This window comes from Pseudomonas sp. PD9R, assembly GCF_019200975.1.
Taxonomy (GTDB): domain Bacteria; phylum Pseudomonadota; class Gammaproteobacteria; order Pseudomonadales; family Pseudomonadaceae; genus Aquipseudomonas.
On the sequence record NZ_JAHTMR010000015.1, the window covers coordinates 1 to 15506 of the forward strand.

At 57.4% G+C, this 15506-nt stretch carries 13 protein-coding genes; 6 read left to right on the plus strand and 7 right to left on the minus strand.

Annotated elements, in window-relative coordinates:
* Window positions 1-33: 33 nt before the first annotated feature.
* From asd to KUF73_RS24220, 3 genes are read right to left on the minus strand one after another with little or no spacing between them, the layout of a single operon-like run.
* A complete protein-coding gene (asd, locus tag KUF73_RS24210; protein ID WP_218440532.1) occupies window positions 34-894 on the minus strand; it encodes an archaetidylserine decarboxylase in 861 nt (286 codons plus the stop codon).
* A gap of 18 nt (window positions 895-912) precedes the next feature.
* A complete protein-coding gene (locus tag KUF73_RS24215) occupies window positions 913-1728 on the minus strand; it encodes a rhodanese-like domain-containing protein (protein WP_218440533.1) in 816 nt (271 codons plus the stop codon).
* A 42-nt stretch (window positions 1729-1770) separates the two neighbouring features.
* Complete coding sequence (locus KUF73_RS24220; protein ID WP_218440534.1) at window positions 1771-3309, minus strand: HDOD domain-containing protein; 1539 nt, start codon at window positions 3307-3309, stop codon at window positions 1771-1773.
* A 166-nt stretch (window positions 3310-3475) separates the two neighbouring features.
* Here KUF73_RS24220 and motA point away from each other — a divergent pair, with 166 nt between their 5' ends.
* Window positions 3476-4327, plus strand: coding sequence for a flagellar motor stator protein MotA (gene motA / locus KUF73_RS24225; RefSeq protein WP_218440535.1), 852 nt, complete (start codon window positions 3476-3478; stop codon window positions 4325-4327).
* Window positions 4328-4330: 3 nt separating this feature from the next.
* Window positions 4331-5377 carry a flagellar motor protein MotB gene (gene motB / locus KUF73_RS24230; RefSeq protein ID WP_218440536.1) on the plus strand — a complete coding sequence of 349 codons (1047 nt, stop codon included), beginning with the start codon at window positions 4331-4333 and terminating at the stop codon, window positions 5375-5377.
* A 228-nt stretch (window positions 5378-5605) separates the two neighbouring features.
* On the opposite strand, the gene KUF73_RS24235 is transcribed toward motB, so the two are convergent.
* The 4 genes from KUF73_RS24235 to rsgA form a co-directional block, all read right to left on the minus strand.
* On the minus strand, window positions 5606-6097 hold the full coding sequence (locus KUF73_RS24235) for a toll/interleukin-1 receptor domain-containing protein (protein WP_218440537.1): 492 nt from the start codon (window positions 6095-6097) through the stop codon (window positions 5606-5608).
* Window positions 6097-7056, minus strand: coding sequence for a caspase family protein (locus KUF73_RS24240; RefSeq protein ID WP_218440538.1), 960 nt, complete (start codon window positions 7054-7056; stop codon window positions 6097-6099). Before KUF73_RS24240 ends, KUF73_RS24235 begins: the two co-directional genes overlap by 1 nt.
* Window positions 7057-7058: 2 nt before the next feature.
* Window positions 7059-7466, minus strand: coding sequence for a TIR domain-containing protein (locus KUF73_RS24245; protein WP_218440539.1), 408 nt, complete (start codon window positions 7464-7466; stop codon window positions 7059-7061).
* Between the two features lie 211 nt (window positions 7467-7677).
* Window positions 7678-8709: a small ribosomal subunit biogenesis GTPase RsgA gene (rsgA, locus tag KUF73_RS24250; protein WP_218440540.1), complete on the minus strand. Its 1032-nt coding sequence runs from the start codon at window positions 8707-8709 to the stop codon at window positions 7678-7680.
* 107 nt (window positions 8710-8816) lie between these two features.
* Here rsgA and orn point away from each other — a divergent pair, with 107 nt between their 5' ends.
* The 4 genes from orn (at window position 8817) to KUF73_RS24270 (ending at window position 15490) form a co-directional block, all read left to right on the plus strand.
* Entirely contained in the window at window positions 8817-9359 is a 543-nt protein-coding gene (gene orn, locus KUF73_RS24255) for an oligoribonuclease (protein WP_218440541.1), read from the plus strand.
* Between the two features lie 152 nt (window positions 9360-9511).
* On the plus strand, window positions 9512-10123 hold the full coding sequence (locus KUF73_RS24260) for a trimeric intracellular cation channel family protein (RefSeq protein WP_218440542.1): 612 nt from the start codon (window positions 9512-9514) through the stop codon (window positions 10121-10123).
* A gap of 106 nt (window positions 10124-10229) precedes the next feature.
* A complete protein-coding gene (locus tag KUF73_RS24265) occupies window positions 10230-14228 on the plus strand; it encodes a dermonecrotic toxin domain-containing protein (protein WP_218440543.1) in 3999 nt (1332 codons plus the stop codon).
* Between the two features lie 266 nt (window positions 14229-14494).
* Window positions 14495-15490 (plus strand): hypothetical protein, encoded by a 996-nt coding sequence (locus KUF73_RS24270; protein WP_218440544.1) that lies wholly within the window; start codon window positions 14495-14497, stop codon window positions 15488-15490.
* Window positions 15491-15506: the final 16 nt, after the last annotated feature.

The window sequence follows — 15506 nt, forward strand, 5'->3', positions numbered from 1 at the left end:
GCAGCTCCTACATTATTTAGATCAGCGTATCGCTCAGGCTTTTGGTGCGCCCATACCCTGGCCCATCTGCACCGGCGAACCGGCTGCCAGTTCTTCAGCCCATTTCACTTGATCCGGCCCGAACAGCACGACAGCGGTCGAACCCAATTTGAAGCGACCCAACTCCGCACCTTTTTCCAGATGGATCGGCGCGCGTGCGGCTTCGTCGTAGCGGAAGGTTTTCAGCTCGCGTTTCGGCGGCGTGACCATCCCGGCCCATACGGTTTCAATCGAAGCCACGATCATTGCGCCCACCAACACCACGGCCATCGGCCCGCGCTCGGTGTCGAAAATGCACGCTACACGTTCATTGCGAGCGAACAGCTCCGGAACGTTTTCGGCGGTGGTCTGGTTGACCGAGAAGATGCGGCCCGGGATGTAGACCATCTCACGCAGGGTGCCGGCCAGCGGCATGTGCACGCGGTGGTAGTCCTTCGGCGACAGGTAAATAGTCGCGAAATCACCGCCCATGAACGGCGCGGCATTTGCCGCGTCGCCGCCCAGCAACTCCAGAACACTGAAGCTGTGGCCTTTGGCCTGGAACACACGACCGTGTTCGATCGGGCCGAGTTGGCTGACCGCACCGTCGGCCGGACTGAGGATCGCGCCCGGTGTTTCGTCCAGCGGGCGTGCGCCGTCTTTCAGCGCGCGGGTGAAGAAGGCGTTGAAGTGCTCGTAGGCAGTCAGGTCTTCGACCAGCGCCTGGGACATGTCCACCTGATAGCGCTTGGCGAACCACGCGGTGAACGCATTCTTGAACCAGCGCACGCGGCATTCGGCGATGCAGCCAGCCAGTCGCGAAAGCAAGTGGTGAGGCAGCAGATATTGGCTGAGGATAAACAGACGCTTATTCATTAACTGTCCTTAAAAACCTTAATTCTCTACAGGGGTGTCGGGATGATTGCCCCATTCGCCCCAGGAGCCGGCGTAGCCTTTGACTCGCGGATAACCGAGAGCCTTGGCCACCAGATAGGTGAAGCCAGAGCGATGGTGGGTCTGGCAGTGGGTAATCACTTCTTTGTCTTTGCTGATCCCGAGTTGTTCGAGGATCTGCGGCATATCGGTGCGGATACGCAGGTTGCGAGCTTGATCCATACCGGCGGTCCATTCGAAATTGACCGCGCCGGGAATGTGCCCGCCCTTGGCCGCCAGGACTTTCTCGCCGGAAAACTCCAACGGCCCGCGTGCGTCCCAGATCGCCAGGTCGGCGGCACCGAGACGGCTTTGCAGGTACTCGCGGGTGGCAGTCGGCTCGTCGTGCAGGGTCAGAGCAACCGGGCCACCGGCCGTTGGTGGAATCTGGATCGACATGGGCAAACCTTCTGCCAACCAGGCTTTCAAGCCGCCGTCCACGTAGTGATAGTTGCTGTGACCGATGACATCCAGAAGCCAGATAAAGCGCCCGGCCCAACCGCCACCTTCGTCGTCGTAGACCACGTAGACCGCGTCGGGATTGTGCCCCAGCTCCCCGAACAGTGCCTCAAGGGCGACTTGAGTCGGCAGCAAGCCTGGTGCGGGTGCCTGGCCAAGCTGAGTGCGTTTTGGGTCAACAAAACGCGCACCGGGAATATGCCCTTCGGTGTAGCGGGCACTGCTGGTCAGGTCCACCAGAATCAGTTCGCGGGCGTCAAGACGAGGGAGCAAGTCGCTCGGCTCGATCACCAGCGGCAAGCCAGAGAAGTCAGACATGTGAGGTCTCCAGAGCACAAAAGGGAGGATTGTAGCGCAGGGTTATTGGCCGCGGCGGCTAAAGTTTTGCAGTGCTTTCTCGATGCACTGCGCGGTTTTGCCAAAGGCTTGCACAGTGATTTCCGAAAACGGCCCACCACCCTGATCCGCCACGACAATCATGATCACCCGGCCATTGTTGACCAGCGAGCGCAACAGCAAGTGTTCGCCACTGAACTGCGAACGCAGACTGTTGGGCAGCAGGGCGGAAAATTGCGCGTTGTTGGTCGGGGTCAGACGCACCTGCGCCTGCTGCGAAAGTAGACGTTGCAACACGCTGCTCTGGCTGACCGCAAAATTCAGCCCCGCCGCTTCCTTCGGCAGTCCGGCGGTCTGGTGCACTCTCAGGTTGGCGTGGGTGCGGTCGGCCATCAGGATCATCACCCGACGCATGCCGCAGGCGACCAATGCATCACGGGCAGAGATGGTCAGGTGCATGGCATTGGTGAAGCGACTTGGCTCGACCAGCAGTTCGGCACATTGCTTGCGCCACTTCGCCAGGTCTTCGGCGGTGGGGGCCGCCGCCGGCAACAAACCGGCGTGGACGCGATTCGTGCCCCACGGCCAGATCAGTGCTTCGGCAGGGTGCCAGAGGTCGGGCATAGCATGATGGCGCGCACTGTTGGCCGATTGTTGGTGCAATTGTTGCTGCACTTCGGCCATCGGCATTTGCAGGTAAAGGCTGGTCAGGTACTGCCAGCGCTCACTGTGCGGGCTGTCCCAGGAGTGTTGCGCTGACAGTGCCAGACCATTGGCCAGCAACACCGTGTTCGCCGGCTGATTGAGCCAGCGGCGCAATTCCGGATCACTATCGAGACGGTTCTGCTGACGCAAGGGATTTTCGCTGTCGCGGGCGATGCGCAGGACTTTCACCAGCTCCCGTTGCTCGGTGAGCAGTAGCTTATAGCCCTGTTGCACCCAGATCGGAAGGCGCCATATATCCACCAGGGCCAGGCCGATTTTCAGCAAGCGCACGCCGAACAATTGCTTTTCGACTGTGCGCGCCGACTCGCCTTTATGAATGACGCGCAGTTCCCAGTCTTCGAGCAATTGCGGATGCGTCAGCGCCAATGGCCAAAGCGGCGAAAGAAACAGCAAGCTGCCCCAATGGATGTCCTGCCACAGGCGCGCCAGGCGGCTGGCAAAAAAACCATTGGCCTGTTGGCTGGCGTGCTGGCTGATCATTTGCAGTTGGCGCAGCGTCTTTGGGATGTCTGCCTGAGGCATGGCGGGTAACCGCTCAAGCAGCTCCTCAGTGCGCTTCAAGCCAAGACGGTTGATCGCAATTTCGAGGTTTTCCGCTGGCTCGGTCATGTTGCCATGGGTGTGCCGGTTGGCCTCGCGTATCACGCTCAAGGCCAGGGCCGGGCTGTCTTGCATCAATTCGGCAATGTCGCGCAGCGAGCTGCGGCTATCACGAAGTGCGCGGCAGACACGGTCGTGACTGGCCTGCGGAACCGGCAGGTGCACGCCATCAAGAAGCTTGACCCAGCCTTCGAGAGTGGTCGGTTTTGGAGTCGGAACGTTCGTTTCGTTAACCATGGTGGGAGGCGATCATCGTCAGCATTACCTATGCCCGGAATGGGTCAAATTGGCTTTTCGCCTGAACTGGCTATAGTCTGGCGCAGTTTTGCCGATAAGTAGAAGAAGAGATTTTTTAACTTCCGAATATGACCTTGAACCCGACTCAGTAAGTACTCTCCTACCTATGGCTAAAATTATCGGCATCATCGTCGTATTCGCGAGCGTGCTCGGCGGATACGTGCTCTCCCACGGCAAGATTGCCGCCCTGATTCAGCCCTTCGAGGTGATGATTATCGGTGGTGCGGCCCTCGGTGCATTCCTGCAGGCCAACCCCGGTTACATGACGATGCACGTGCTCAAGAAGTCCTTGAGCATGTTCAGTTCGCGTTTCAGCCACGGTTTCTATCTTGAAGTCCTGGGTCTGATCTACGAGATCCTCAACAAGAGCCGCCGCGAAGGCATGATGGCCATCGAAGGTGACATCGAAGATGCCGCCGCGAGCCCGATCTTTGCCAAGTACCCGACGGTTCTCAAGGATGAGCGCATGACCGCGTTCATTTGTGACTACTTGCGCATCATGTCCTCCGGCAACATGGCTCCCCATGAACTGGAAGGCTTGTTCGACATGGAACTGTATAGCCTCAAGGAAGACCTGGAGCACCCGTCCCACGCCGTGAACGGCATCGCCGACGCCATGCCTGGTTTCGGTATCGTCGCGGCGGTACTGGGTATCGTGGTGACCATGGCTTCCCTGGGGGAGGGCGATCAGAAATCCATCGGCTTGCACGTAGGTGCGGCACTGGTGGGTACCTTCTTCGGTATTCTCGCGGCGTACGGCTTCTTCGGCCCGTTGGCGCATTCCCTGGCCCACGATGCCAAGGAAGAACTCAACGTCTACGAAGCCATCAAGGCCTCGCTGGTCGCTTCGGCTTCCGGCATGCCGCCATCGCTGGCCGTGGAGTTCGGGCGCAAGGTTCTTTACCCGGCGCACCGTCCAAGCTTCGCGGAGCTGGAACAAGCGGTTCGCGGTCGTTAAGCCATGGAAAATAATCAGCCAATAATCATCAAGCGCGTCAAGCGCATCGCCGGCGGGCATCACGGGGGCGCCTGGAAAATCGCCTTCGCCGACTTCGCCACGGCGATGATGGCGTTCTTTCTGGTGTTGTGGCTGTTGTCCACGGCAACACCGGAACAGAAGATCGCCATCGCCGGTTACTTCAAGGACCCGATTGGCTTCTCCGAAAGCGGCACGCCCTACATCATCGATCTGGGCGGTACACCGACCCTGGCGCCGGAAAACACCCTCAACCCTGAAGTGAAGTCCCAGCCGCAACCGGATAAGGTGACCGTCGACACCGATCAGGTCGAAGGCATGGCCGAACAGGTGGAGAAGGAGCGCCTCGAACTGTTGCTGCAAGAGTTGCAGAACAAGGTCAACGAAAATCCGGAGCTGCAAAAATTCAAAGACCAGATCATGTTCGAGATCACCCCGGACGGCTTGCGCATCCAGATCGTGGACGCGGAGAACCGCCCGATGTTCGATTCTGGTAGCGCACGTCTGAAGCCCTATTTCGAAGACATTTTGCTGGCCATGGCCGACACCATTAAAGCGGTGCCGAACAAGATCAGCATCAGCGGTCACACCGATGCCAAGCCGTACACCGGCAGCGGCGATTTCGGTAACTGGGAACTCTCGGCCAACCGAGCCAACGCCGCGCGCCGTGCGCTGATCGCGGGCAGCTATCCGGATCATCAGGTTGCGCGCGTGGTCGGTTATGCCTCGTCGGCTTTGTTCGACCGTGAGCATCCGTTCAACCCGGTCAACCGTCGTATCGACATTATCGTGCTGACCAAGAAAGCCCAGCGTGCCATCGAAGGTTCGCAAGGTGCGGAGCCTGCACCCGATGCCCCGCAAGGTACGGGTGCACCGGGAGAAGCACCGGCCACGCCAGCCGATCCGAACGCGTTGCCGGCGGACAAGGAGCCGCTGCCGGCTCACGAACTTCGCGAACGTCTGAACCTGTTTGACGACCCGGTACCGAAACCGGGTGAGCCCGCCAAACCGGCTGAACCACCCAAGCAGTGACCCATAAAGAAGCCGACAGAGATGTCGGCTTTTTTTGCGGGTTTGGAAACCACTTCATTTCCAGCATGGGCACGGTCCCTGTAGGCGCTTGCTGGCCTGTCGATGTCATTTCGCGGGTGTGCGCAATCTCTGTAGGAGCTGCCGAAGGCTGCGATCTTTTGATCTTGATCCTTGCCGGTTGCTTGATTGTAAGAAGTCGAGTGATGTTCGCGGCGTTCTGCCGCCGCTTCAAAACCCCCGATTGATTCTGGATTTGAGATCCGTATGAAAGCGCTCGGCATTCGTTCTGTTGGCGCTGCGCAAGGAATCGTTACCGGTAATCGACTCCAGCGACATCGAACGCTTGAGCGTCACTTCACTGCGATAAGCATCAATAAAAAGCTCGATGTCTTTGTCACTCCTGAGCTTCGGCCATTTGTCGAGGTACAGCGGCAACTCGGCCGGGCCGGTCTTGAATGAGCAGATGCGCCGATTGCTGATCGTCGCCTCGCCGATTTCGAACGGCACCCACCAGGAATTTGCAGTTCGCTCGGATACCACTGCCAACAGGTGCGTGCATTCAGTGATATTGCGAGTGATCACGCCGGTGATGTCATCGGTGGTCTGGGACTCTGGGTCGAGCACGTCGAGGTACGTCTTGATATTCGCCTGCATCAGGCGGGTATTGATGTTGATCGCATGGGCGCGATCCATGTGGCGGTAGCTGATAAACACAGGCATCAGAAATGTCCCTTGATCGCGAGTTCACGGTAGTAGGCGCCGAGCGCAGTTAGGCGGCAGCCGGTGGCGTTCACGGCCGCGTAGTACATGTGCTCGGCATCCACCGGTTCGATCAGGCTGTGGCGATTGCACTTCTGCAGTTGGGCGAAGATGTCGCCATGCTCTGGATTGAACGTGGCCTCGGTGGGTTCGTAGCTTGGGTCCAGCGGGAACACGGATTCCGCCTCGGCGAACCAGTCGGGCAATTTGCGCAGTATTTCCTTGGGAATCAGCGGTGAGACTTCGCGCAATGAGATGAACTGCGAAACGTTGGTCTTGAACACCGGCCGCTGTTCCCAGGCATCCAGTGCGTTGTCGACGAATGAGTAGAGACTGCCGGGGGTAATTTTGCCGAGGATGTTCGCGGCACCGCCGTGCAGCGCCTGCAGCAGTAAGCCGGTGAAGACGCCGTGCTGGGCGCCCTCCATTGCCGGCTCCTCCTTTTTGCACGCGGTGAGAATGGTCATGCCTTCGCCAACCACGCTGCTCTCGCTGCGCAACGCGCGTATTTCACCCGCCGAACCACCCTGGCAGCAGTCGAGAATGATCACTTTGTTTTTGATCTTCGTCGCTTTGGTGGCCCAGTTCAGGATATCGCTGATCCGGATGCCGTCCTTGGTGCTCTTATAGTCCTGGGGGATCAGCATGCCCTCATCGGTATCGACGTCGAAGATGCCGTGACCGGCGAAATACAGCAGCGCAACGTTGCAGTCGCCGGAGAACAGATCGCGGATCTGGTCTTCGAGTCTTTCCCGGCTCAAGTAGTCTTCGGCGGAAGTGAGCACGATGTTCTTGAAGTTCGGGTCGCCGTTGGCGTCGGTCTTCAGCACCGAGGCCATCGCCATGGCGTCGTTGTTGCAGCCACTCAACTGCGAAACATGGCTGTAGTTGTTGATGCCGATAAACAGTCCCTTGCGCATGATTACACCGCCGTTTGCTCGCGAATCGCATTGACGATGCTTTTGGTGTTCCACGCACATTCGACGTGCGCCGCATCACGCACCACCGTGGAAATACGCTCGGCGCCAAACGGCTTGATCGCAATGATGACCTTGCCCATTTGTTTGGCGATCTCGATTTCTTTGTTGATCCACTTGCTGTAAGTCGAATACATGCCGGCCATGATCAGCACGGCAGAGCAGGGACGGATCTTGTTTTCGATGGCTTCGATGAGCTGGCTGTCGGTTTGCGCGCCGACAATCGGGTTATGCGTCGGCACCGAAAAATTCTTGAAGGTGAAGGTGGGGTGCGCGGTAAGCAGTTTCACCAGTTTGTCGTGGGCGTCGGAGTAGTTCCACGAATGGCTGATGAACAAGTGATAGGTTTGCATGGGTGTCCCTCGGTATCGCTTGAATGCGAAGAGGGCTTGAATGTATGCAATTGAAGGGCGCTAACAAGGCTTGTACGGAGAATCAGAAATACCCTACAACCGAGCGTGCGCAGGCCTTACAGAAACATCTGACGTTTAATGCAAGGGAGTTTTTGTAGGGCGTAACGGGCGGCCGCCCGGCCCGTGAGTACGGGGCGGACGGCGCGTCTGTTTAGTAGCCGTTTTCCGGCAGACTGGCGATGATCGAGCGGTAGCTGTTCATCCGCTGCTGTTGCACGCGGCCATCTTCCAGGGCTTTGAGCAGGGCGCAACCGGGTTCGCGGTCGTGCTTGCAGTCGCGGAAGCGGCAAGTGCCGAGCAAGTCGTTGAACTCGATGAAACCGGCTTCGACGTCGGCACGGCTGACGTGACCGAGGCCGAACTCACGAATGCCCGGGGAGTCGATCAGCTCGCCGCCACCGGGGAAGTGGAACAACCGCGCGGTGGTGGTGGTATGAGTGCCCTGGCCGGACAGCTCGGACAGCGGGCCGACACGGGTTTCAACCTCAGGCAGCAGGCTGTTGACCAGCGAAGACTTGCCGACACCGGACTGGCCGACAAACACGCTAATGCGCCCGTCCAATTGCTTCTGCAATTGTTCCATGCCGTTGCCGTGGTGGGCCGACACTTCCAGCACCGGGTAACCCAGGGTGCGGTAAACCGCGAGCAAGGCATTCAGCGCCGGGGCGTTTTGCTCGTCGATCAGGTCGAATTTGTTCAGCAACAGCAACGGTTTGATGCCCGCATGTTCGGCGGCTACGAGGTAGCGGTCGATCAGGTTGGCATGGGGCTCGGGCAGCGGGGCGAAGACAATGACGATCATGTCGACGTTGGCCGCAACAGGTTTGAGCTGGCCTCGGCTGTCCGGGCGGCAGAGTTCGGTATTGCGCGGCAATTGCGCCACGATCACACCGATTCCCTGATTGCCGGCACGCCAGACCACCTGATCGCCGGTCACCAGCGCTGGCAGGTTGGCGCGCAAGTGACAGCGGAACACCTGGCCGGCCAGCTCACCATCAAGCGCTTCGACTTCGACCTGCACACCGAAGTGCGCGATCACCAGGCCGGTCTGTTCCGGACCCAGGTCGCCGCCCTCAAGTGCCTCGACAGCCGAGGACTCGCGTTTGGCGGCGCGGGCTGCGCGTTCGCCCTGAATCTTTTCGATGCGCCAGTTTTGACGACGATTGAGTTGGCGTTTGGCCATGGGTGTTCCGTATCAAGAATGCAGCGATTAGGTAAAACGGCCGCGAGTTTAGCACGCCCGGCCACCGGCCTAGGCTAAACTGCGCAGCATTGCCTAGGAGCCGACACATGCAAAACCCGCAGAATCTGATTTGGATCGACCTGGAAATGACCGGTCTGAGCCCCGATACCGACGTCATCATCGAGATGGCCACTATCGTCACCGACAGTGACCTGAACACTTTGGCCGAAGGCCCGGTGATCGCGATCCACCACAGCGACGAAATCCTCGCCGGCATGGACGAGTGGAACACCCGCCAGCACGGCGGCTCGGGCCTGACCCAGCGCGTTCGCGACAGCCGCATCAGCATGGCCGAAGCCGAAGCCGAGACCATCGCTTTCCTGGAGAAGTGGGTGCCAAAGGGCAAGTCGCCGATTTGCGGCAACAGCATCTGCCAGGACCGTCGCTTCCTTTATACCCACATGAAATCCCTGGAAAGCTACTTCCACTACCGCAACCTCGATGTGTCGACGCTCAAAGAGCTGGCCGCACGCTGGGCGCCGGATGTGCGTGACAGCTTCAAGAAGGGCAGCACGCACCTGGCGCTGGACGACATCCGCGAATCGATCGCCGAGTTGCAGCACTACCGCAAGCATTTCATCAAGTTCTGATAACGCCCCTGTAGGAGCTGGCGCAGGCTGCGATCTTTTGATTGTTTTTAAAAGCAAAATCAAAAGATCGCAGCCTGCGGCAGCTCCTACATGGGATGTGTTGCGATTGGGAAAGTGAGTAGACTGCGCGCCTTTCTGCAAGGACCGCCACCATGTTGCTGATGCTTTACCTGATCGCCATCACCGCCGAAGCCATGACCGGTGCCTTGTCTGCCGGCCGTCGCGGGATGGACTGGTTTGGCGTGGTGCTGATTGCGTGCATCACGGCGCTGGGCGGTGGGTCGGTGCGCGATGTGCTGCTCGGCCACTACCCGCTGACATGGGTCAAACACCCGGAATACCTGGTGCTGACCTCCATCGCGGCCATGGTGACGGTGTTTACGGCACGCTGGATGCGCCACCTGCGCTCGCTGTTTCTGGTGCTCGACGCCGTCGGTCTGGTGGCGTTCACGCTGATTGGCTGCATGACTGCACTGGAAATGGGGCACGGCATGTTGGTCGCGTCGGTCAGCGGCGTGATCACCGGCGTCTTCGGCGGCATCTTGCGGGACATCTTCTGCAATGACATTCCGCTGATCTTCCGTCGTGAGCTCTATGCCAGCGTCTCGTTTGCCGCAGCGTGGTGCTACATGCTCTGCCTTTATCTGAATTTGCCGGGGGAGCAGGCGATTCTGATCACGTTGTTCGGCGGTTTCCTGCTGCGCTTGCTGGCTATCCGTTTTCATTGGGAAATGCCGAAATTCAATTACAACGACGAACAGTAACTATCGCTTATCACTGTTTTCAGGATTGAGTGCGTTAACTATTTAGTCTTTTGCAAGTGGCCATTTTCGTAAGCTGATTATTCATTTCGGTTTATAGGCTGCTTGTATGTCTGAAGTATGTGAGAAGCAATGTTCTGACAACCCACATAAAAACTTCATAGAAGAAAAAATTCCGGCGTGGCTGACGCAGGCGTCACCCCTCAGACGCGAAGCGTTGAGGCGTACTCCCGTCGTAATTCCTGACTGGTATAGAACCGCTTCAGAGGCTGCTCATTCGACGCTGGCGCAAGCCATCAAGGCCAGTTGGTTGTCGCAAACCAAGGTGGACCGGATATTTAAGCGGCTGGGCGATGCCCGTCGGTTTTCCGAACCCTTGCTTCGACAGGCGCTAAAAGAGCGCTTTGGCATTGAGCTGGACGTCAACCGAACCTGGCTGCGACTGTATATGCCTACAGGCACTGTCGTGGGTTACCAGGTTAGAACCCTGTCGTTGCTCGACGCAGCCCTGCACAACTTCGAAAATAAAGAAGCAGCCGTCAATTACTTTGATCCAGCGTCCTGCTTGATCAGCGAGCCGGATAATGTTGGCCACTTTAGGGTGCTGGCGGTCAATAGTCGGATAAGTATCAGTGCATTTGTTTCGCTGTGCCGCGAACTGGATATCGGCGGGCAGTATTCGCAGCAACTGGAAGCGTTGTTGTTACCCGGGGATGCGGTGGCCAAAGCGGTGCTGGCGCTGCGGGTGAAGACCTGCCAAAAAGATGCGTTCAAGGCGGCGCTGCTGCTTGCGCGGATGAAAGGGGACATTGGTCCTGGCTCGCACACCCTGTTGATGCAACGGCTCGATGGCGTCACCGGGCCGATTTTGCAGTGCTACCAGTTGCAGATCATGGACGCGCCTTTGACCGGCATCATGTTGTTGGGCGCAGATCTGGAGCGTGCCTCCACGGTTCAGCCGCTGGTTGTGTACATACCCGATGATCCACAGCACCCGATCAAAGAGTATCCATCGACACGGGCGTTCATGGCGAAGTTGACCGAGCAATTGCGTTCGACGACTTACCAAAGCTTTTTTGCCCGGTTCATCGCTCATGAACAGCGCGGGCATTTTTTTGCCGCCCTCGACAATCATCTGAATGTTGTGACATGGCACCCTCATCCGCCTGGTGATCCGCAGCCCTCATGGCTCCGCACGCCCGTCGAAAACCCCAGGCTGCGATTCGGCATGCGCAGCATTCAGGGTGATCCTTGGCAGTGGTTGTATCAGGACAAACTGAACAAGGTCCTCAATGACGCCCGGGTCATCGCTGTACCGACCGCTGATGAAGACCGCCAGTCGCGCTGGGCGCTGTGGGATAGCGTGGAAAAGGTCGGGTCCATTGTCTTGCAGGTCGTAACCCTGGTCGCCCTCCCTTTTATTCCCTTTCTGGGTGAGTTGATGCTGGCCTACACCGCCTGGCAACTGCTCGACGAGACCTTTACCGGCGTTCTTGATTGGGCCGAAGGACAGGTGGTCGAGGCGACTGATCATTTGCTGGCAATCGCGGAAAACCTGGCGCAACTGGGGGCGATTGGCATCGGGGGCGCAGTGGCTGGAAGGTTGCTTGCCATCAAGCCGTCAGCGTTTGTCGAAGGGCTCAAACCGGTGGTGCTGGGGGATGGGCGCTCGCGCCTGTGGAATCCGGATATCCAACCTTATGAGCAAGATAGCTCGCTGACCGTAGGTTCGGTGACAGACGAACTTGGCCTGCACCAACAGGACGGCAAGACTCTACTGACGCTTGAGGGCCGCACGTACGAAGTGGCCATTGAGCCTGGCAGCAACGGCTATCAGGTTCTTCATCCGCAAAGGTCCAGCGCTTACCGGCCACGACTCACTCACAACGGTGCAGGCGCCTGGGCGAATGAGGTCGAGCGGCCGATGGAGTGGCAGGGGGCGCAACTGTTCCGGCGTCTCGGGTACTCGGTTGCGGAGTTTTCCGACGAGACGGCCCGACGCATCCTCGCGGTCAGCGGTGTCGACGAGGCGGCGTTGCGGCACATGCACGTTCACGCTCAGCGCCCGCCGGCGTTGCTGGACGACACGATCCGCCGTTTCAAAAGTGATCAGCAGATTCAGGCATTTATCACGCAGCTACAAAGCCCTGATCCGGCCGTATATAGCCGGGCTGATCCACACATGCAGGTTCAGTTGCTGAATGCGCGAGGCATCAGCGTACCGCAGGACTGGTCAAACTCCGGCGATGTGGTGCGAAGCATTGTTAAAACAACTGACGATCAGACGCTCAAAAAAATCCTCGGCGAAAGCCCCTCGTTTGGCGACCCGTTACCTGGGACCACCGTGCGCATCGCCCGGCTTCGCGCAAGAATGGCCATCTGGGCGCAAGAGCACCGCGTCGACTTGTTCCAGGTTCGCGAAGCCGCCTTCGAACAAAGCGATGAGGCACTGACGCTACAGCTGAGGAGGGTATTTCCGGAATTGCCGAAAACCATCGCCCTGGAGTTGTCGCGCAATGCCGGGGCTGCCGAACACCTGCGTATTCAAGGCAAGCTTGGGATAACGCAGCATTTAGCGCAGGAGGCGTTGTTCTATTTGCGAGAGGTCCGCCTCAGCCGGGCTTGCGAAGGGATTTACCTCGACTCAGTCATCAGCCCGGATAGCGACAGGTTGGCGCTGCACATGCTCGATACGCTGAATGGATGGTCGTCGGATGTCCGTATCGAAGTGCGCGAGGTTGATTTTGACGGGGTATTGCTCGACAGCATCGGGCGTCCCGAGGCGGCCATTCGCAAAATCCTGGTCAGGCAGCATGGGCAATACTGGGCCTATGACAGTTCCGGTGAACAATTGAGCGGACTGCAGACGCTGTACGGTGCTGTCATGCATGCGCTTCCGGACAGGCAGCGCCTGGGATTGGGGTTGCCACATATAACGCAGGGCATCGGGTTGAAGCACGCAGTCAGGCTCCAGCCGTTGCCGACTCGCCCTGTTCTTCGGGCGCTATTTGGACAACCACCGCTGGAGCCAGGCACTCGGTCGCCCATGGGTCTTGCCGTGGGGCGCGCGGGTTATTTGCTGGGCGGTGGTGACATCAAACCGGTGCAGCTGCAATCCGTTGAGCAACGGCTTCGAACGCTTTATCCAACGCTTTCTGAAGAGCAGAGGGCGACCTTGAGCAACGAACGGTTCAGCGGTGATCCATTGCTGGCGGTCAGCCGTCTGGAAAATGAATACCTCACGTTGGTCAACGATCTGGACGCGTGGTGCGTTGATGTGCCATCCCATCACCCGGCCACCAACTCGCTGCTTACGGATGAATATCTGGCGGCTCAACGACAGAGGCGAAGGCTTTTCGCGCAGGAGCTGCAAGCCAACTGGAGTCGTAGGCTCACCACGGCTAACGCTTTCACAACGACGACGCTCGAGTTCAACCTGGACATTCTGGGGGTGCTACCCGAACTGTCGGCCGATTTCAGTCATGTACTCGAATTGTCGCTGAGCAGCGGATCTCCCCATCTGGGAGGCCATGCCTTTTTCGCCAGATTCCCGGGGGTCCGGTACCTGACATTGTCTGGCTTCGCTCTGGAGACTTTTCCCGTCGAGATCTACCAAATGCGAGAGCTCGTTACGTTGACCCTGGAAGACTGTGGTATTCGGCTCAGCGAAGCCGCTGTAGAAGGCTTGGCGCATCTGGAAAATCTGACGCTGCTGGATCTGAGCAACAATCCTTTAGAACGGACGCCTGATGTTGGTTACATGAAGAAACTGGACAGCCTCTATTTGAAAGATGCGGGTTTAACTGCAGCGCCTTCAGGGTTGTTTACGCTCGAAAGTCTCGCTTTTGCAGATATGACATTCAACCAGATAAGCCTTTTGCCGGATGAATTGTTTGAGGTTTCAGATGCCCGTGATGTGAATTACAACTTCCGAAATAATCCTCTGAGTGAGGTGAGTCGTTTACGTGTTGCGGGATATATCGACAATTCAGGCTCGGATAGCAAAATTTTGATTCAAATAGACGAGGAGCCAGATATCGATTTTGAGAGTGATGAAGGGGATGAAGTGTTCTCTGATGAGAGTGGGATAGGAAGTGGTGAGGATTGATGCAGGTTGCGGAGTTTGCTGGAGGTGGTGTGCGGAAATAATATTAAATCTAAATTAGTAAAGTTGGTAATAGCCTGAAAATTTTGTTTTTTTTAGAGGCGATTTACTGGTCTGGTCATTATCGGTTTCCTTGTTGCGAGCTTTGAAGTTCCTTGTTATTGATGGTTGAACAATCTGATTAGAGCGTAGTGTGCTCTGTCCGTTCGGAAAGGTGGCCTGTGCTGAGTGCGAGCCACCGTGTTCAATCAAATAGTAAGGAATTTAGTGTGAGTGAAGTTCAGAGTGTGCTCTATGCAGAAGATCGAAGTGCGCCAGTAATTGCAAGATTATCCAGGCTGGAAGTCAGATTTGAAGTGCCTGGTATTGACGCTAAAAGAGTGTATGCCAATGGCAGGATGCAAGTCCGGGTCTGGGTGTTTGTTGAAGCAGTCGATGAGAATGGTGAGAACGTACCCCTCAGCTACTTCCCCGATTTAATCACCACACGCCTGATTCGCTATCACGATGCTGTTCCGCTGGAACAGGAGGCGTATCAGGGCAAGCCATTGGCAGGATGGAACTCGGACCGGTTTGAAAACAAGTATCGCCATGAAATTCCCGGAAGCGTCCATTCTTCCGGGCCTTCCGGCGGTGTGACGGGTGAACCCCTCCAGTTCTGGGTGACGTCGTCGGTGGAGGGGCAGATGCAAATAGCCGCCGAGGTGACGTTGCAGGGCAAGGTATACAGAAGCAATCACACCACAAACCCCGACGGTAACAAAATCAATAAAAGTGTCATCGTTCATGCCGAGCGCAATCCTGTTTATAGCATTGAGCAGTTCAATTGGCAGAAAGAGGAGTTAGAAGGGAATTTTGATGGTGATCGACTGTTTCGATATCACTTGGGATTCTATCCAGGAGGAATGCAAGTGGCATTGCTCGATTGGACCAGCACCCAGTATGGTGCTGACGGTTACCCGGTCAAGTTTTGTGATACTGGATTGATATTGGGCTCAACGGGCCCGCGCTCCTTTGTGGGCGTCTTGGCACCCGTGTCATACAAGATGATGGATGTCTATGTATCTCGCCATCGTCCCATTGCGGTGAATCAACGTTCCGGGGAGTTGACGGTCGTTAAAGGCATCCCGTCTGTGTATGTTCATACCGGGGACGTAAGGGTGGCTCCGTTTTTGTTTGCCGTTTGCGATGAGTATGGCACTGAGCATCGTTTGTCACTGATTGTCGATATTCCTGACACCAATTTTGTGCTGCAAAGAGGTTAAGTGTTCTCTGCCGCAA

What these genes read in the sequence shown, in the direction of transcription:
- asd (WP_218440532.1), bottom strand. Translation starts at nt 894, where the DNA reads ATGAATAAGCGTCTGTTTATCCTCAGCCAATATCTGCTGCCTCACCAC.
- KUF73_RS24215 (WP_218440533.1), bottom strand. Translation starts at nt 1,728, where the DNA reads ATGTCTGACTTCTCTGGCTTGCCGCTGGTGATCGAGCCGAGCGACTTG.
- KUF73_RS24220 (WP_218440534.1), bottom strand. Translation starts at nt 3,309, where the DNA reads ATGGTTAACGAAACGAACGTTCCGACTCCAAAACCGACCACTCTCGAA.
- motA (WP_218440535.1), top strand. Translation starts at nt 3,476, where the DNA reads ATGGCTAAAATTATCGGCATCATCGTCGTATTCGCGAGCGTGCTCGGC.
- motB (WP_218440536.1), top strand. Translation starts at nt 4,331, where the DNA reads ATGGAAAATAATCAGCCAATAATCATCAAGCGCGTCAAGCGCATCGCC.
- KUF73_RS24235 (WP_218440537.1), bottom strand. Translation starts at nt 6,097, where the DNA reads ATGCCTGTGTTTATCAGCTACCGCCACATGGATCGCGCCCATGCGATC.
- KUF73_RS24240 (WP_218440538.1), bottom strand. Translation starts at nt 7,056, where the DNA reads ATGCGCAAGGGACTGTTTATCGGCATCAACAACTACAGCCATGTTTCG.
- KUF73_RS24245 (WP_218440539.1), bottom strand. Translation starts at nt 7,466, where the DNA reads ATGCAAACCTATCACTTGTTCATCAGCCATTCGTGGAACTACTCCGAC.
- rsgA (WP_218440540.1), bottom strand. Translation starts at nt 8,709, where the DNA reads ATGGCCAAACGCCAACTCAATCGTCGTCAAAACTGGCGCATCGAAAAG.
- orn (WP_218440541.1), top strand. Translation starts at nt 8,817, where the DNA reads ATGCAAAACCCGCAGAATCTGATTTGGATCGACCTGGAAATGACCGGT.
- KUF73_RS24260 (WP_218440542.1), top strand. Translation starts at nt 9,512, where the DNA reads ATGTTGCTGATGCTTTACCTGATCGCCATCACCGCCGAAGCCATGACC.
- KUF73_RS24265 (WP_218440543.1), top strand. Translation starts at nt 10,230, where the DNA reads ATGTCTGAAGTATGTGAGAAGCAATGTTCTGACAACCCACATAAAAAC.